Here is a 17,108-nt window from a genome sequence, read left to right as displayed (position 1 = left end):
TGAAACACCGCCTTCGCGAGCAAGCCCGCTCCCACATTCAGTTCGGCAGCGTGTCAGCGGTTGCCGTCTACTGGATCGATATCGGCCAGTTCGGCCTCATCCAGGCCATTGCCGCCGCCAATCTCGTCTTCGTCGACGATGCTCAGGTCCCAATCGGCCTGTCCATCTTCACCTTCTTCCCGCGCATCCCGCGCACCATCCTCGCGGATCAGCGTTTCCGGGCTCATGTCATCATCGGTTGATTCATGATCAGCGGTGGAAGCCCCGGTCATCCCGGCCTCGCGTACCCGTTCGTCGGGCATCAGATGCTCGCGTTCGCGAAGTGGAATCTCGTCGCCGATCTCCGCCGTCGGTTCTTCCTCGTCAAAATCCAGTTCCCGCATGGAGCCCATGCGGTCTTCGTTGTCATCAATCGGCTCCGGTTGGGTGGCGCCGAACGGACGTCGTGAATCAGTCATGGCGATTCCTCATACTGTGGGGCTTATAGTGTGTGGACAGGCATGGCTCCCCAAGATTCAAGTAATTACCGGCCGGCTATCTTTAATTATCGGCGTGACCCGGATGGGCGGTCGTCTGTCAAAGCTGCGCATCATTCCTGAGGCTTTCCCTGATGAACGAACTACAAGACCTGCTTGATAACAACGAACGCTGGGCAGATGCGATCAAACAGGAAGATCCCGAATTCTTCGCCAAGCTCGCCCGCCAGCAAACCCCGGAATACCTGTGGATCGGCTGTTCCGACGCCCGCGTACCGGCCAACGAGATCGTCGGCATGCTGCCGGGCGACCTGTTTGTGCATCGCAACGTGGCTAACGTGGTGCTGCACACCGACCTCAATTGCCTGTCGGTGATCCAGTACGCGGTTGACGTGCTCAAGGTCAAACACATCCTGGTGACCGGCCACTATGGCTGCGGCGGTGTACGCGCCTCGATGCAGGATAACCAGTTGGGCCTGATCGACGGCTGGCTGCGCACCATCCGTGACCTGTACTACGAAAATCGCGACGTGCTGGCCCAGTTGCCCACGGAAGAGGAACGCGTCGATCGCCTGTGCGAGCTGAACGTGATCCAGCAAGTGGCCAACGTCGGCCATACCAGCATTGTGCAAAACGCCTGGCACCGCGGGCAGAGCCTGTCGGTTCACGGCTGCATCTACGGGATCAAGGATGGCCGCTGGAAAAGCCTGAACACCACCATCAGTGGCTTCGAGCAATTGCCGCCGCAATACCGCCTGCGCCCGCTGGGAGCGGTCTAAGGGCTTTTGCGTTTGCGCCACTGCTCCATGAACTGTTGACCCTCGGCATTCAACGGCTCCTTCATGCCGGTGATCCAGCCCCGACAGTTGAGCTCGCCGCACTGGCAGCGAAACTGTCGGAACAGCACGTCCTCGGTGTGGGCGTAATCCATGGTCAGCAGGGCGCCGGCGGGCACCGGCTGAACGGACCAGAGTTCCAGGTACGTCATGTCGAGAAATACGTTCGGGTTGCACGAGTGCGAAAGCAAGCCGCTGAACCACGGGTCGTACAGGTGGATACGCGAGGACATCTGCACCGTATGCAAGCGCCGCTCACTCAGTGCGTAGCCGGACACCTTGGCGATGCGCAGGCGGCTATCAAAGGCGACGCGCGTCTTGATCCCTTCGCCTGAACCCTCCCGGGTACGCACCACTTCATAGTCGCAAGCGCGGGGGTAGCCGTGTTCGGTGAGCACAGTGGCAAAGGGGTAAAGACAGCCACTCACAGCGGTTTTAGCCTGATCCATGGCTTGAGTTTTCATGACTCTCCAGGAGGGGGCTGCATCGACCTGCCGGTGGTGTCTGGACTGCCAGTCTTGCAACGGATGGGCGTCGCTCAAGACTCGCCGAAGTGAATGCCAATTTCTACTGTCAAATCTGACAGTAGAAATTGGCTATTTTTTCTGTAGGAAAACTCCCCCCCTATGCAGTTTGCGTCAAAGCGCCGGTGCATCAACCGCCGGTGCCGGCACTGCGCTTTTCAATTGCCTTAGCTGAGTCTTGATTGCGGGCTGGGCGCACTTGGCGTTCGCTTGTTCGGGCGTCAGTTCGCGGATCGAGGTGTAGAACAGTTCGCAGGTCTGCTCCTTGCGTGTTACCTGCCAGGTGTTCATACAGCCTTTGAGCTGCACATTCGGATCGCTGGCGGGCTTCTGACCCATCGAGGCCTGCCAGCAGGCGGCGCTCAAGTCCTGGCCCATCACCTTCAAGCCGGCCTCGTCGGCCTTTTGCTCGTCACCGTCATACGTGTCGGGGTTGGCGGCATACCAGATGTAACTCGGGTGGTTGGCCCCCAGCACGGCGACCTTGCTGCCATCGGTGGGGCTGATCTGCGCCAGGCCCAACACACCCACGGTTTGCCCGTATTGCTGCTTGATCCAGCTGCGCACTGGCGCCCCAAAAGCCACCATCGGCAATGCGCCGCCCGCTTGCAGGCTCAGCTCCTTGACCATGCGTGTCTGGTAGTCGGTGAAGTAACCGTACACACCTTCCAGGTCCTTGCCCGCCGTGGCGGGTGCGGCGATCGGCGCGATGTCGATGATGGTCTGGTATTCCGGCGTCTGGGTCGCCGGGATGCCGTTGGTCGTGAGCAAGGTCGCCCAGCGGTCGGTGGTGGCCGACTCCAGGTAGTCCTGGAAGTGGGTCAGGGAGTAATCCGGCGGGAAGTGCAGCAGCTCGATGCTCTTGCGGTTTTCCAGGGCCATGCCCAGCGGCAGGAACAGGTACCAGTTGAACTGCCACTTGCCATCGCCATTGAGCTTGCTGGCGCCCTGGTAAGCCAGGTCGGCGGTGTCGAGCAAGGTGGTCAGCGGCTGGCCATAACCGTCCGGCACGCCGCTGAAGGTGGCAAGCACCTGGTCATGCTCGGTTTTTACACTGACTTTGCCCCGGCTGTAACCGTCTCGTTGCAGGCTTTGGTTCAGGTAGTGCTCGACGGTCTGCTCCAGCGTCCAGGGACGAAAGCAGATGACGCTGCAATTGTTCGGGTACGCGAACAACTGGGTGACCCGTTGCGGGGTACCCAGCGGTACGGTGATGTCAGCCTGTACGACCGCACTCAAGGTCAGTGCGGCCAGGGTGAAGGACAACCTGGAGAGTTTAAACATGGATGGTTCCCTGTCAGCGAAAGCCCGTCTGCGCGGGGTGAATGCCCACCCTCACACAGTAGCGGTTGACCGGGGAAAGCGCGTAGAAAAACTGCGCGCTTGTCGCTTTTGAGCAAGTGCGTCTACACCTTGAAGTGCAACGCATTGGTCAGGTCACCCATGGGTTTCTGGCCACGGGCGACCATCGACTCGTCCCGCAGCTTGATGCCGTCGAGTTTCTCCAGTTGGAACACCCGGGTGATCAGGCGCAGGATCGACGCCGTGTCATACACCGTATGGTCCACCGTGCCCTTGCGTGCGAATGGAGAAATGACCAGCGCCGGAATACGTGTGCCCGGGCCCCAGCGGTCGCCTTTCGGTGGTGCAACGTGGTCCCACCAGCCGCCGTTCTCGTCGACCGTGATGATCACCACCATGTTTTTCCACTGCGGGCTTTCCTGCAGCATCTTCAAGGTGCGGGTGATATGCCGGTCGCCCGAAGCCACGTCGGCGTAACCGGCGTGCATGTTCAGGTTGCCCTGGGGCTTGTAGAAACTCACCGCCGGCAGCGTGCCGGCCTGGGCGTCGGCCATGAAGTGGTTGGTGCTCGGGTCGTCGCCCAGCCCGCCATCGCGCAGACGTTTCTTGCGCTCTACCGGGTTTTCCGGGCCTTGTTGCTTGAAGTAGTTGAACGGCTGGTGGTGGTACTGAAAACTCGGGATCTTCGGAATCGCTGCCGAATCCTTGTGCTCATCAATCGTCGCCTGCCAGGCGCCGCCATACCAGGCCCAGTCGACGTTCTTCTTCGACAGCTTGTCGCCGATATGCTCGTGGGACTGTGGCACCAATACGCTGGGCAGGTCCGGCTTGGCGTAGTCCGGGCGTTCCGGGTCGCGGATCCAGGTGGGCCAGTAGGGCGGCGCCATGGTGTTCACCGCATAGCCATCCGGGGTCAATGCGCTCGGACCGAATTGCGGTGGGCCGGTCATGGCGCTGGCCGGGGATTTGTCCAGCGGCTTGAGGCGCGTGTCGGTCGGGTCGTCGCTCTGCAACGTGGCGATCTGCGACTTGGCCACTGAATTGGCGGCGTCCGGGTAGAACGGCACCTGGGCGCTGATCAGGTACTGGTGGTTGAGGTACGACCCGCCAAAGGCGCCCTGGAAGAAGTTGTCGCACAGCACAAACTCCCTGGCCACGTCCCACAGGCGCAGGGAATAGCGGGTTTGCGGGTAATGGCCGAAGGTCAGCGCACCCGAGTCGGCCCAGGCGACAAAACGGTCGTTCTTGCCGCCGTTGATCTGCATCTGGTTTTGATAGAACACGTGCCACAGGTCACGGGTGATCAAGGCCAGCGGCAGGTCTTCACCGTCCGGGCCTTTTAACGCGAAGGGGGCGTTGGGCAAGTGTTGCTGATATTGAGTGGCGCTGGGGTAGATCACCCCGTCGATGGTCTGCGGACCCAATTGGGTCACGCCGCCCCACACCTCAGGCAAGGTATCCAGCAGGCTGCCGTCGCGGTCGCGTTGCTGGTAGTCGGGGGGCTTGAGCGCGGAGAGCGGGCTTTCCACGCCGGGGAAATCGGCAAACAGATTGTTGAAGCTGCGGTTCTCGCCGTAGATTACCACCACGTTTTTCACGTTGTCGTGCAGGGCCTTGCCCAGTTCGGCAGGCGTCAGTTCGCGGTCGACCGGCGGGCCCGGCTGCTCAGCTGTGCCGCCGCAGGCGCTCAGGGTGGCCCCGGCGCCGAGTACAGCGACCCCACCCAAAAAGCGCCGACGGCTGGAGTCGGGGAGGGTGTCGGAGGCGTTTTGGGAGGCATTCTGGTCTTCTGTTTCGTCAGTCATCCGAGGCTTCTCACTGCTGTTTTTGGTTTATTTTATTTCTGGATGTTTCATTGAAATGGCGTGAAATATGGCAAAGCTTAAACGCTTCAGTCTATAAGGCGAGGCCTTAGGGCGTAAGGGAACTGTTTGTGACTGACGGGTTTTGTAACGCGACCGCGCTGCGACGCACTGATTTGCCCCTTGATCGGCGAGGTGCCGATCAAGGGGCAAGAGGCGTTGCCGGGCCTGGGTGAGAAGCTTAAGCAGGCAATATGACAGAAGCGTTTACGGCATCACCGGCGGCAAATATTTAAGCGTCGTGCCCAACGCCCACAGCAAAAACAACACCAGCGGCGTATGCACCAGCAACTGCACAAACGAAAAGCCGATCAAGTCCCGCGCCTTCAGCCCCAGCACGCCCAGCAGCGGCAGCATATAGAACGGGTTGATCAGGTTCGGCAGCGCTTCGGCGGCGTTGTAGATCTGCACCGCCCAGCCCAGGTGATATTCCAGGTCATTGGCGACCTGCATCACGTACGGCGCCTCGATGATCCACTTGCCGCCGCCCGACGGAATGAAGAAGCCCAGCACCGCCGAGTACACGCCCATCAACAGCGCGTAGGTGTCGTGGGACGCGATCGAGGTGAAGAAAGTCGAGATATGGTGCGCCAGGGTCGCGCCGTCACTGCCTTTCACCACGGTCATCAACGCCGCAATCGAGCCATACAACGGGAACTGGATCAGCACCCCGGTGGTGGTCGGCACCGCACGGGCCACCGCATCCAGGAAGCTGCGCGGGCGCCAGTGCAGCAACGCACCCACCATCAGGAACAGGAAGTTATAGGTGTTGAGCCCCGAGATCGCGCTGATCGCCGGCTTGGTCGAAAACTCATGGAACAGCCACCCGGCCGCCAACAACGCCAGCAGGATAGTCAGCAACGGGCTGTGTTCCAGCCATTCGCCCGGGCGGGTTGGCGGTTGCGGCTTGGGCAGGTTGAAGGCCGGGTCGACCCCGCAAGCCTTCGCGTCACGGGCGGAGTTCGGCCCGGGCGCGGTGGCGTAGGCGATGATCAGCGAGACCACGATCAGTGCCAGCAACAGCACGCCGGATTGCCACAGAAAGATCGTCTCCGTGAACGGAATCATCCCGGTGATCGACAGAATCGACGGCGGCAAACTGGCCGGGTTGGCCTGCAACTGCGCCGCGGACGACGACAGCCCCAGCGCCCAAACGGCACCGAGACCGAGGTAGGCCGCAGCACCGGCCGCGCGATAGTCCATGCGCAAATCCGTACGACGGGCCAGTGCACGCACCAGCAAACCGCCGAACACCAGGGACAGGCCCCAGTTGAGCAACGAGGCGACCATCGAAATCAGCGCCACCCACGCCACGGCAGAGCGGCCGTTCTTCGGGATGCGCGCCAGGCGGTCGATCAGTTTCACGGCGGGTGGGGAGCTGGCGACCACGTAGCCGCCAATCACCACAAAGGCCATTTGCATGGTGAACGGGATCAAACTCCAGAAACCGTCACCAAAGGCCTTGGCGGCCTCGGTCGGCGCGGCGCCCATGCTCAGGGTCGCCACGGCGACAATAATCACGGCGAGGGCGGCAAACACCCAGGAGTCCGGAAACCAGCGCTCGGCGAAGTTTGAACAACGCAGGGCAAATCGGGCGTAGCGGCTGTCTTCGATAGCATCGGCCACGTTCAGTACCTCTATTTGTATTTATTATGGGGGGGCGGCAGTTTTGCTGCATGTTCCTCTACGGCTATTCATTTGGGAATGTAGTTATCTTCATTGATCAATGAGTAAAGCAAATATATCCAGCGTGATTGCCTTCACTCGGGCCAGCTCATAACCTGCATTCCATTTTGTTTGCCTGCCGAGCTTTTCCATGACTGCCACCTCTTATCCACAGGCGCAGCGTTTCTCCCGCTCCGACTACAAAACCCTGGGCCTGGCCGCCCTAGGCGGGGCCCTGGAAATCTACGACTTCATCATCTTCGTATTTTTCGCGCTGACCCTCAGCCAGCTGTTCTTCCCGCCGGAAATGCCCGAGTGGCTTCGTCTGCTGCAAAGCTTCGGCATCTTCGTCACGGGCTACCTCGCGCGCCCGCTGGGCGGGATCCTGATGGCGCACTTCGCCGATCACCTGGGGCGCAAACGGGTGTTCAGCCTGAGCATCCTGATGATGGCGCTGCCGTGCCTGCTGATCGGGATCATGCCCACCTACGCACAAATCGGTTATTTCGCGCCCTTGATCCTGCTGGCGCTGCGCATCCTCCAAGGCGCGGCGGTGGGCGGGGAGGTACCCAGTGCCTGGGTATTTGTCGCCGAGCACGCGCCGGACAACCACCGTGGTTATGCCCTGGGCTTCCTGCAAGCCGGGCTGACTTTCGGCTACCTGCTCGGCGCGCTGACCGCGACACTCCTGGCGCAAGTCTTCACCCCGGCAGAAATCCTCGACTACGCCTGGCGCTTCCCGTTCCTGCTGGGCGGCGTATTCGGCGTGATCGGTGTCTGGCTGCGGCGCTGGCTCAGTGAAACCCCGGTATTCCTGCAGATGCAGGCCCGCCGCCAGGCCGGCGCCGAACTCCCGTTGCGCACCGTGCTGCGGGAGCACCGCAGCGCGCTGCTGCCGGCGATGATCCTCACCTGCGTACTCACCTCGGCGGTCGTCGTGCTGGTGGTCATCACCCCGACCATGATGCAGAAAACCTTCGGCATGAGCCCCAGCCACACCTTCGCCCTGAGCGCGCTGGGCATCGTGTTCCTGAACATCGGTTGTGTGCTGGCCGGCCTGCTGGTGGACCGTATCGGCGCCTGGCGTGCGGTGTTGGTCTATAGCCTGCTGCTGCCGGTGGGGATTGCCGTGCTCTATGCCAGCCTGATTGCCGGCGGCGTATGGCTGGGCGCGGCGTATGCGATTGCCGGATTGAGTTGCGGGGTGGTGGGCGCGGTGCCGTCGGTGATGGTCAGCCTGTTCCCGGCGCAGGTGCGGGTGTCGGGGATTTCCTTCACCTACAACATTGCGTATGCGCTGTGGGCGAGTACCACACCGCTGATGTTGATCGCATTGATGCCCACCAGCCCGTGGATCTGCGTGGGGTATTGCGTGGTGATGGGCGCGGTGGGCGCAGTGAGTGCGGCGCATTTTGGCAAGCGCCAACCCACCTGATCGTTCCCACGCTCTGCGTGGGAACGCCTCCCTGGACGCTCCGCGTCCGCTCTTGTGATGCGGAGCGTCTCGGATGCATTCCCACGCGGAGCGTGGGAACGATCATTACGTCAGGAAGTGCCACATCAGCAATGTGCCGACTAAGCCCACCACCGACACAATGGTCTGCAACACCGACCACACCCAGATCGTCTGCTTCAACTGCAAGCCGAAGTACTCCCGCACCATCCAGAAGCCGGCATCGTTGACGTGGCAGAAGAACACCGAGCCGGCACCAATCGCCAGGGCAACCAGTGAGCTTTGCGTCGCCGCCAACCCCGCCATCATCGGCGCCAGGATGCCCGCCGTTGTCGTGGTGGCGACGGTCGCCGACCCCGTCGCCTGACGCAGCGCCACCGCAATCAACCAGGCCAGCAACAGGTACGGCATATGCGCGCCTTCGGCCACCTTGCTGATGGTCTGGCTCACGCCGGCATCCAGCAGGGTTTGCTTCAACCCGCCGCCCGCGCCGATGGTCAGCAACAGCACCGCGATCGGCGCCAGCGCCTTGCGCAAGGTATTGCCGACATCGGCCCGCGGCATGCCGCTGGCCCAGCCCAGGCAAATCACTGCGGCAATCACCGCCAGGCCCAGCGCGATCAACGGCTCACCGAGGAATTTCAAGGTCAGTGCCACCGGGCTTTCCGGCGACATGGCGACCTTGGCCAAGGTACTGCCGAGCATCAGGATCACCGGCAACAAAATGATCAGCAGCGACACACCAAAGCTCGGCTGACGCGGCGCCTTGGGCGGCGCGCTGAACAGCGCGCCAATGTCGGCCGGCTCATCCACGTGCATGCGTTTGGACAGCCAGTTGCCGTACAGCGGGCCCGCCAGAATCACGGCCGGTACCGCCAGGCAGAAGCCCAGCAACATGGTCAGGCCCAGGTCGGCGTGCAATGCACCCACCGCAATCAGCGGCCCCGGATGCGGCGGCATCAAAGCGTGCAAGGTGGTCATGCCCGCCAGCGCCGGAATCGCGATTTTCAGCAGCGGCTGGTTCGAACGTTTGGCCATCACAAAGATGATCGGCACCATCATCACCAGACCCACTTCGAAGAACAGCGGCAAGCCAATCACCATCGCCACCAGCGCCATCACCCAGGGCAACGACTTGCCCTTGCCCAACCCCAGCAGGGTGGTGGCGATGCGGTCGGCAGCACCGGACTCGGCCATCAACGCGCCGAGCATCGAGCCCAGGGCAATGATGATCCCGGCTTCACCGAGGATCGCCCCGGCGCCTTTGCTGAACGCCTTGGCCACTTCTTCCGGCGGCAAGCCGGCGCCGACACCGGCGATAAACGTACCGATCAGGATCGACAGGAAGGGCGGCAGCTTGGTCGCGCTGATCAGCACAATGATGCTGGCGATGGCCAGTAATACGCAGAGCATGAGGCGGGTGTCGTGAACCATCCACGCGGCAGTCGATAACTCCAAAACGGGACTCCTTATCGAACAGGTTGGCTAATATGTTTCTTTTTGTTTCCTGCTCGAAAAGCATACCTGATACAACGGTTCCAGAGCGCTCATGTTCAATTTTGGTGCGCATGGCGTAACGCCCAACTGACGGCAGGATGACAATTTCGCAACCCATGCCGGTGGTTTTGACCTATAGCTCTATGATCAACCGGACCACGACCCACGAGGACATTTCATGAGTGCAGGATACAGCCACGCCCAAGTACGCGCCGGCCACGAACGGCTGTTATGGATCGCATTGGCACTCACCGGCAGCTTTATGATTGCCGAGGTGATCGGCGCCTTTATCACCGGCAGCCTGGCGCTGTTGTCTGACGCCGCGCACATGATGACCGACGCCTTGGCGCTAGGGATTTCCCTGGTAGCGATCCAGGTCGCCAAGCGCGCCGCCGACCGCAAGCGTACGTTCGGCTATGCGCGGTTTGAGATTCTGGCCGCGGCGTTTAATGCGCTGCTGTTGTTCGGCGTGGCGTTCTACATCCTGTATGAGGCGTATCAACGCTTGCAGGCGCCCGCTGAGATCCAGTCCACCGGCATGCTGGTGATCGCGGTGCTGGGGCTGATCGTCAACCTGATTTCCATGCTATTACTGAGTGCGGCCAGCGGCGAAAGCCTGAATGTGAAGGGCGCTTACCTGGAGGTCTGGAGCGATATGCTCGGCTCCGTCGGCGTGATCATCGCGGCGCTGGTGATCATGTACACCGGCTGGGGCTGGGTGGATTCGGTGGTGGCGGCGGCGATTGGCTTCTGGGTGTTGCCACGTACCTGGACGCTGCTCAAGGAAAGCATGAACGTGCTGCTGCAAGGCGTGCCGGACGGCATCGACATCGACAAGGTGGAACAGGCAATTCGCGGCGTTCCCGGGGTCAAGGACGTGCACGACCTGCACATCTGGGCCCTCACCAGCGGCAAAAATGTGCTGAGCACTCACTTGGTGGCGGATTCGGCGCAAGGCACCGAGCAACAGATCCTCAGCCAGGTGACGGAGTTACTGCATGAGCAATTCGATATTTCCCACGCCACGATCCAGATCGAAGGCGAAGGTTTTCAGCATGACGAGCACGACGAGGTGCACGCCTGACCGTCATTCACGGTCTTCCAGCACATAACCCACGCCGCGCAAGGTATGGATCAACTTGCGCTCGAACGGGTCATCGATCTTCGCGCGCAGACGGCGGATCGACACTTCCACCACATTGGTGTCGCAATCAAAGTTCATGTCCCATACGAACGAGATGATCTGCGTGCGGGACAGCACCACGCCGCTCTGACGCATCAGCAAATGCAGCAGGGCGAACTCCTTGGTGGTCAGGTCAATGCGCTGCAAGCCGCGAAACGCCCGGTGGCGGCCCTGGTCCAGTTCCAGGTCGGCCACCCGCAACACATCCGGCACCGGCGAGTGCACGCTGCGGCGCATCAAGGTCCGCACGCGCGCGAGCAATTCGGGGAATTCAAACGGCTTGACCAGGTAATCATCGGCGCCCAAGTCCAGGCCCTTGATCCGGTCGGCGAGGCGGCCCTGGGCGGTCAGCATCATGATCCGCGTGCTGCTGTTCTGGCGGATGCGTTGCAACACATCCCAGCCATCCATCAACGGCAAATTGACGTCGAGCATCACCAGGTCATAGGCATGCTGGCGAGACAAATGCAGGCCGTCGGCACCGGTGGCGGCACAGTCGACGATATAGCCACTTTCGCTCAACCCCTGATGTAAATAATCGGCGGTTTTAGGTTCGTCTTCGATGACCAGAATACGCATGTCGGGGGTCCCGCTGGGCAGTGGAAAGTTGCCGGGAGCTTAAAGCAAAAGCCCGTGGTAGAGCCGTTGCTAACGGATTTGTAATGTTCTGGCCACTCCTCTGATAAGTACTGAAAGTTACATTGCCCACCTGTTAATTCATGGGCATGGAACTCTGGTTATGCCAACTTTTATAAGCACGTTCATTGGGCCCGCCGTTCTGTTGCTGATGACGGTTCAGGGCGTCAATGCGCAAACCTTGACCCTGGAATCGGCCCTGCAAACCGCCTTCGCCAACAACCCGGATATGGCCGCTGCACAGTGGGAAATCGACATCGCCCAGGGCGGTCGCCAACAGGCCGGTTTGATCCCGAACCCGGTCGCCTCTTGGGATGCCGAAGACACCCGCCGCAACTCGCGCACCACCACCGTCAAACTGAGCCAGACCCTGGAACTGGGTGGCAAGCGCGGCGCCCGGATTGATGTCGCCACCCGCGCCCAGGAAGCCGCGGCACTGACCCTGGAGCAGCGCCGCAACGGGCTGCGGGCGGATGTTATCGACGGTTACTACGGCGCGCTTCGGGCCCAGGAACGCCTCGACCTGGCCCAGCGCTCATTGGCATTGGCCGAGCGCGGCCTGGTGGTTGCCAACGGTCGTGTCACTGCCGGCAAATCGTCGCCAGTGGAAGCCACCCGCGCCCAGGTGCAGCTCTCGGAAATTCGCCTCGAATTCAACCGCGCGCAGATGGGCCTGACCGACGCCTATCGCCGCCTCGCGGCCAGTACCGGCGCGGCCAGTACCGACTTCCAGGCGGTCGCCCCCCAAGCCCAGGCGGCACCTGCTTTACCGCCGACCGCGCAGTTGCTCGGGCGCCTGGAGCAAACCGTCGAACTGCGCCTGGCCGAGCTGCAAATCGTCCAGGGCGAGGCAGCCCTTGGCCTGGAAAAGGCCCAGCGCATTCCCGATCTCGATGTGTCCATCGGCAGCCAATACGACGCCAGCGTGCGTGAGCGGGTCAACGTGGTGGGTGTGTCGATGCCAATCCCGCTATTCAACCGCAACCAGGGCAACGTGCTCGCTGCCAGTCGCCGTGCCGACCAGGCCCGCGACCTGCGCAACGCCGCCGAACTGCGCCTGCGCACCGAAACCCGCCAGGCCCTGGACCTTTGGCAAACCGCGAATACCGAAGTGCGTTCGTTCAACCAACAGATCCTGCCCGCCGCCCAAAGCGCGGTGGACAGCGCCACCCGTGGCTTCGAGATGGGCAAGTTCAACTTCCTCGACGTGCTCGACGCCCAGCGCACCTTGATTGCGGCCCGCACCCAATACCTCGCGGCGACCGCCCAGGCCACTGACGCCTGGGTGCGTATCGAACGGATTTACGGCGACCTCGCCCGGTTTTGAATTTCCAGGAGCATTCCATGAACAACACACAAAGTAAGGCGCTGGCCATCGCGCTGGGGCTGATGCTGGCGTGGCCGGCCACCAGCATGGCGGCTGAGGCGGAAGAAGAAGGCAAGCTCGAACTGACCGAACAGCAGATCCAGGCCGCCGGCATTCAACTCGCTCCGGCGCAATCCCGGCAGATCAGCACCGTGCTTTCACTGCCAGGCGAGGTGCGTTTCGACGAGGACCGCACCTCCCACATCGTCCCGCGTGCTGCTGGCGTAGTGGAGTCGGTGAAGGTCAACCTCGGCCAATCGGTAAAGAAGGGCGAGCTGTTGGCGGTGATCGCCAGCCAGCAGATTTCCGATCAGCGCAGTGAACTGGCGGCCAGCGAACGCCGGGTTGTGCTGGCCCGCACCACCTTTCAGCGCGAGCGCCAGTTATGGCAGGACAAGATCTCCGCCGAACAGGATTACCTGCTGGCGCGCCAGGCGCTGCAAGAGGCCGAAATCGCCCTGAACAATGCCCGGCAAAAGATGAGCGCCCTGAGCGGCAGCGCCGTATTGGTCGGCGGCAATCGCTACGAATTGCGTGCGCCGTTTGATGGTGTGGTGGTGGAAAAACACCTGGGTGTCGGCGAAGTGGTGAGCGAGACCAGCAACGCCTTCACCCTCTCGGACCTGTCCCAGGTGTGGGTCACCTTCGGCGTGTTCCCCAAGGATTTGAACAAAGTCCGAGTCGGCAAACCGGTGAAGGTCACCTCCTCGGAAATGGGCACCGAAGTGCTCGGCACCGTGGCCTATGTCGGCAACTTGCTGGGGGAGCAAACCCGCACGGCCACCGTGCGCGTCACGGTACCGAACCCTGACGCTTCGTGGCGTCCAGGGCTGTTCGTCTCCGTGCAGGTTGCCACCGACACTTACCAGGCCAAGGTCACGGTCCCGCAGGAAGCGATCCAGACCGTCGAAGACAAACCCTCGGTGTTCGTGCGCACCGGCGACGGCTTCATGACCCGGCATATCGAACTGGGCGTCAGCGAAAACGGTTTCGTCGAAGTCCGCCAGGGCCTCGACGCCGGTGCGCAGGTGGCCACCGTCGGCAGCTTCATCCTCAAGTCCGAGTTGGGCAAGGCCTCGGCCGAGCACGCCCATTGACCCTGCGAGTGATTTCCCATGTTTGAGCGCCTTATCCAATTTGCCATCGAGCAGCGCATCATCGTGTTGCTGGCGGTGCTGTTGATGGCCGGTGTCGGCATCGCCAGTTATCAGAAATTGCCCATCGACGCGGTGCCGGATATCACCAACGTCCAGGTGCAGATCAACTCGGCGGCGGCGGGGTTTTCGCCGCTGGAAACCGAGCAGCGCATCACCTTTCCCATCGAAACCGCGATGGCCGGGCTGCCGGGCTTGCAGCAGACACGCTCGCTGTCGCGCTCGGGCTTGTCCCAGGTCACGGTGATTTTCAAGGATGGCACTGATCTGTTCTTCGCCCGCCAATTGGTCAACGAACGCTTGCAGGTGGCGCGCGAGCAATTGCCCGATGGCATCGAAACCATGATGGGGCCGGTTTCCACCGGGCTCGGGGAAATTTTCCTGTGGACCGTGGAGGCGAAAGACGGCGCGCGCAAGGAGGACGGCTCCGCCTACACGCCGACCGACCTGCGGGTGATCCAGGACTGGATCATCAAGCCGCAACTGCGCAACGTGCCGGGCGTGGCCGAGATCAATACCATCGGCGGCTTTGCCAAGGAATACCAGATCGCCCCGGACCCCAAGCGCCTGGCGGCTTACAACCTGACCTTGGGCGACCTGGTCACGGCGCTGGAGCGCAACAATGCCAACGTCGGCGCCGGGTACATCGAGCGTAGCGGCGAGCAATTGCTGATCCGTGCGCCGGGGCAAGTCGCGTCCATCGACGACATCGCCAACATCGTGATCACCACCTCCGACGGTACGCCGATTCGGGTGCGCAACGTCGCTCAGGTCGACATTGGCCGCGAGCTGCGTACCGGTGCCGCCACGGAAAATGGCCGCGAAGTGGTGCTGGGCACGGTGTTCATGCTGATCGGTGAAAACAGCCGCGCCGTGTCCCAGGCGGTCGCGAAAAAACTCGAAGAGATCAACCGTTCGCTGCCTGAAGGTGTGGTCGCCGTCACCGTCTACGACCGTACCAACCTGGTGGAAAAAGCCATCAGCACCGTGAAGAAAAACCTCTTCGAAGGGGCACTGCTAGTGGTGGCAGTGCTGTTCCTGTTCCTGGGTAATATCCGCGCCGCACTGATCACCGCGATGGTGATTCCCCTGGCGATGTTGTTCACCTTTACCGGGATGTTTACCAACAAGGTCAGCGCCAACCTGATGAGCCTCGGCGCGTTGGATTTCGGGATTATCGTCGATGGAGCGGTGGTGATCGTCGAGAACGCCATCCGCCGCCTGGCCCATGCCCAGCAGCGCTACGGGCGATTGTTGACCCGCAGCGAGCGCCTGCATGAAGTGTTCGCGGCGGCCAAGGAAGCGCGGCGCGCGCTGATCTTCGGGCAACTGATCATCATGGTGGTGTACCTGCCGATCTTCGCCCTCACCGGGGTGGCCGGGAAGATGTTCCACCCGATGGCGTTCACCGTGGTGATCGCGCTGCTGGGGGCGATGATTTTGTCCGTGACCTTCGTACCGGCAGCGATTGCGCTGTTCGTCACCGGTAAGGTCAAGGAAGAAGAAAACCTGGTGATGCGCACCGCACGTCGCGTCTACGCGCCGGTGCTGGATTGGGTGATGGCGCGCCGCCCGTTGGTGTTCGGCCTGGCGGTGCTGACCATCGTGGTGTCGGGGGCGGTGGCCAGTCGCATGGGCAGCGAATTTATCCCCAGCCTGAGCGAGGGCGACTTTGCCCTGCAGGCCATGCGTGTTCCGGGCACCAGCCTCACGCAGTCGGTGCACATGCAGCAGCAACTGGAAAAAACCTTGATGGCCGAGGTGCCGGAAATCGAGCGGGTATTCGCCCGCACCGGCACCGCGGAAATCGCCTCCGACCCGATGCCACCGAACATCTCCGACAGCTACGTGATGCTCAAGCCGAAGGACCAGTGGCCCGACCCGAAGAAGTCCCGCGAGGCGATCATCGCTGACATCCAGCGCGCCAGTGCGATTGTGCCGGGCAGCGTGTATGAACTGTCGCAACCGATCCAGCTGCGCTTCAACGAGCTGATTTCCGGGGTGCGCAGCGACGTGGCGGTGAAGGTGTTTGGTGACGACATGGCGGTGCTCAACAAGACCGCCGGGGAAATCGCCGAGACCTTGCAAACCCTCAAGGGCGCCTCGGAAGTGAAGGTGGAACAGACCTCCGGCTTGCCGGTGCTGACCATCAATATCGACCGCGACAAGGCCGCGCGTTTTGGCCTGAATGTGGGGGATGTGCAAGACACGATTGCCGTCGCCGTGGGTGGGCGGCAGGCCGGGACGATGTACGAAGGCGACCGGCGTTTCGACATGGTGGTGCGTTTGTCCGACGCCCTGCGTACCGATATCGAAGGCCTGTCGCGGTTGCTGATCCCGATTCCGGCGCTGGCGAATAGCGCGGCAGGGCAGTTGGGGTTTATCGCGCTGTCGGAAGTCGCCAGCCTGGACCTGGTGCTCGGCCCCAACCAGATCAGCCGCGAAAACGGCAAGCGCCTGGTGATCGTCAGCGCCAACGTGCGTGGGCGGGATATCGGTTCGTTTGTTGAAGAAGCCGGGACGGCTATCGGCACCCAGGTGAAAATCCCTGCGGGCTACTGGACCAGTTGGGGCGGCCAGTTCGAGCAGTTGAAGGAAGCCTCCGAGCGCCTGCGCATCGTGGTGCCGGTGGCGTTGCTGCTGGTGTTCGGGCTGTTGTTCATGATGTTCAACAACCTCAAGGACGGGCTGCTGGTGTTCACCGGGATTCCCTTCGCATTGACCGGCGGAATCATGGCGCTGTGGCTGCGGGATATTCCGCTGTCGATCTCGGCGGGGGTGGGCTTTATTGCGCTGTCGGGGGTGGCGGTGCTTAACGGACTGGTGATGATTGCGTTCATCCGTAGCCTGCGGGAGGAAGGGCGTTCACTGTCGGCGGCGATCAACGAAGGCGCCCTGACGCGCTTGCGCCCGGTGTTGATGACGGCACTGGTGGCGTCGCTCGGGTTTATCCCCATGGCCCTCGCCACCGGCACCGGCGCTGAAGTGCAGCGCCCGTTGGCGACGGTGGTGATAGGCGGGATCATTTCGTCGACGCTGCTTACCCTGCTGGTATTGCCGGCGCTGTATCACTGGGCGCATCGGCGTGAAGAGCAGGAAGACCGCCTGATGCCTGACCAATAACCTGTGGCGAGGGAGCAAGCTCCCTCGCCAC

The 17,108-nt window shown here is 61.9% G+C and carries 13 protein-coding genes; 6 read left to right on the top strand and 7 right to left on the bottom strand.

The features are described from left to right. Positions 1-53: 53 nt before the first annotated feature. The gene (locus tag K0H47_RS29335) at positions 54-458 is read right to left on the bottom strand and encodes a serine kinase/phosphatase (RefSeq protein WP_219274032.1); all 405 of its coding nucleotides are present in this window, start codon (positions 456-458) and stop codon (positions 54-56) included. 152 nt (positions 459-610) lie between these two features. Here K0H47_RS29335 and can point away from each other — a divergent pair, with 152 nt between their 5' ends. Continuing rightward, positions 611-1,255: a carbonate dehydratase gene (gene can, locus K0H47_RS29330; protein ID WP_003214385.1), complete on the top strand. Its 645-nt coding sequence runs from the start codon at positions 611-613 to the stop codon at positions 1,253-1,255. On the opposite strand, the gene K0H47_RS29325 is transcribed toward can, so the two are convergent. The 4 genes from K0H47_RS29325 to K0H47_RS29310 all read right to left on the bottom strand — a co-directional run bounded on the left by K0H47_RS29325 (position 1,252) and on the right by K0H47_RS29310 (position 6,626). Continuing rightward, entirely contained in the window at positions 1,252-1,776 is a 525-nt protein-coding gene (locus tag K0H47_RS29325; protein WP_063033182.1) for a hypothetical protein, read from the bottom strand. The two genes, can and K0H47_RS29325, sit on opposite strands and share 4 nt — an antisense overlap. 174 nt (positions 1,777-1,950) lie before the next feature. Beyond that, the gene (locus K0H47_RS29320; RefSeq protein WP_219274031.1) at positions 1,951-3,120 is read right to left on the bottom strand and encodes a hypothetical protein; all 1,170 of its coding nucleotides are present in this window, start codon (positions 3,118-3,120) and stop codon (positions 1,951-1,953) included. Between the two features lie 122 nt (positions 3,121-3,242). Continuing rightward, positions 3,243-4,943, bottom strand: a complete 1,701-nt coding sequence (gene acpA, locus K0H47_RS29315) for an acid phosphatase (RefSeq protein WP_219274030.1) — start codon at positions 4,941-4,943, stop codon at positions 3,243-3,245. A gap of 264 nt (positions 4,944-5,207) precedes the next feature. Further along, on the bottom strand, positions 5,208-6,626 hold the full coding sequence (locus K0H47_RS29310) for a TIGR00366 family protein (RefSeq protein ID WP_177071915.1): 1,419 nt from the start codon (positions 6,624-6,626) through the stop codon (positions 5,208-5,210). A gap of 190 nt (positions 6,627-6,816) precedes the next feature. On the opposite strand from K0H47_RS29310, the gene K0H47_RS29305 reads away from it, so the two are divergent. Beyond that, a complete protein-coding gene (locus K0H47_RS29305) occupies positions 6,817-8,100 on the top strand; it encodes an MFS transporter (protein ID WP_063033178.1) in 1,284 nt (427 codons plus the stop codon). A gap of 105 nt (positions 8,101-8,205) precedes the next feature. On the opposite strand, the gene K0H47_RS29300 is transcribed toward K0H47_RS29305, so the two are convergent. After that, entirely contained in the window at positions 8,206-9,576 is a 1,371-nt protein-coding gene (locus K0H47_RS29300; protein ID WP_063033177.1) for a gluconate:H+ symporter, read from the bottom strand. A 217-nt stretch (positions 9,577-9,793) separates the two neighbouring features. Here K0H47_RS29300 and K0H47_RS29295 point away from each other — a divergent pair, with 217 nt between their 5' ends. Then, entirely contained in the window at positions 9,794-10,699 is a 906-nt protein-coding gene (locus tag K0H47_RS29295) for a cation diffusion facilitator family transporter (RefSeq protein ID WP_219274029.1), read from the top strand. Between the two features lie 3 nt (positions 10,700-10,702). On the opposite strand, the gene K0H47_RS29290 is transcribed toward K0H47_RS29295, so the two are convergent. Beyond that, positions 10,703-11,377, bottom strand: a complete 675-nt coding sequence (locus K0H47_RS29290; RefSeq protein ID WP_008437506.1) for a heavy metal response regulator transcription factor — start codon at positions 11,375-11,377, stop codon at positions 10,703-10,705. Positions 11,378-11,537: 160 nt separating this feature from the next. On the opposite strand from K0H47_RS29290, the gene K0H47_RS29285 reads away from it, so the two are divergent. The 3 genes from K0H47_RS29285 to K0H47_RS29275 are packed head-to-tail and all read left to right on the top strand — an operon-like array spanning position 11,538 to position 17,077. Continuing rightward, on the top strand, positions 11,538-12,761 hold the full coding sequence (locus tag K0H47_RS29285; RefSeq protein ID WP_219274028.1) for a TolC family protein: 1,224 nt from the start codon (positions 11,538-11,540) through the stop codon (positions 12,759-12,761). 17 nt (positions 12,762-12,778) lie between these two features. Beyond that, positions 12,779-13,897 (top strand): efflux RND transporter periplasmic adaptor subunit, encoded by a 1,119-nt coding sequence (locus tag K0H47_RS29280; RefSeq protein ID WP_219274027.1) that lies wholly within the window; start codon positions 12,779-12,781, stop codon positions 13,895-13,897. Positions 13,898-13,915: 18 nt separating this feature from the next. Continuing rightward, positions 13,916-17,077: a CusA/CzcA family heavy metal efflux RND transporter gene (locus tag K0H47_RS29275; RefSeq protein WP_219274026.1), complete on the top strand. Its 3,162-nt coding sequence runs from the start codon at positions 13,916-13,918 to the stop codon at positions 17,075-17,077. The last annotated feature ends 31 nt before the right edge of the window (positions 17,078-17,108 follow it).

The organism is Pseudomonas sp. Xaverov 83, assembly GCF_019352905.1.
GTDB lineage: Bacteria > Pseudomonadota > Gammaproteobacteria > Pseudomonadales > Pseudomonadaceae > Aquipseudomonas > Aquipseudomonas yamanorum.
Note: the sequence above shows the minus strand (reverse complement) of the source record. Positions and strands in the feature narration are given on the sequence as shown.

What these genes read in the sequence shown, in the direction of transcription:
- K0H47_RS29305 (WP_063033178.1), top strand. Translation starts at nt 6,817, where the DNA reads ATGACTGCCACCTCTTATCCACAGGCGCAGCGTTTCTCCCGCTCCGAC.
- K0H47_RS29335 (WP_219274032.1), bottom strand. Translation starts at nt 458, where the DNA reads ATGACTGATTCACGACGTCCGTTCGGCGCCACCCAACCGGAGCCGATT.
- K0H47_RS29320 (WP_219274031.1), bottom strand. Translation starts at nt 3,120, where the DNA reads ATGTTTAAACTCTCCAGGTTGTCCTTCACCCTGGCCGCACTGACCTTG.
- K0H47_RS29295 (WP_219274029.1), top strand. Translation starts at nt 9,794, where the DNA reads ATGAGTGCAGGATACAGCCACGCCCAAGTACGCGCCGGCCACGAACGG.
- can (WP_003214385.1), top strand. Translation starts at nt 611, where the DNA reads ATGAACGAACTACAAGACCTGCTTGATAACAACGAACGCTGGGCAGAT.
- K0H47_RS29280 (WP_219274027.1), top strand. Translation starts at nt 12,779, where the DNA reads ATGAACAACACACAAAGTAAGGCGCTGGCCATCGCGCTGGGGCTGATG.
- K0H47_RS29290 (WP_008437506.1), bottom strand. Translation starts at nt 11,377, where the DNA reads ATGCGTATTCTGGTCATCGAAGACGAACCTAAAACCGCCGATTATTTA.
- acpA (WP_219274030.1), bottom strand. Translation starts at nt 4,943, where the DNA reads ATGACTGACGAAACAGAAGACCAGAATGCCTCCCAAAACGCCTCCGAC.
- K0H47_RS29325 (WP_063033182.1), bottom strand. Translation starts at nt 1,776, where the DNA reads ATGAAAACTCAAGCCATGGATCAGGCTAAAACCGCTGTGAGTGGCTGT.
- K0H47_RS29275 (WP_219274026.1), top strand. Translation starts at nt 13,916, where the DNA reads ATGTTTGAGCGCCTTATCCAATTTGCCATCGAGCAGCGCATCATCGTG.
- K0H47_RS29285 (WP_219274028.1), top strand. Translation starts at nt 11,538, where the DNA reads ATGCCAACTTTTATAAGCACGTTCATTGGGCCCGCCGTTCTGTTGCTG.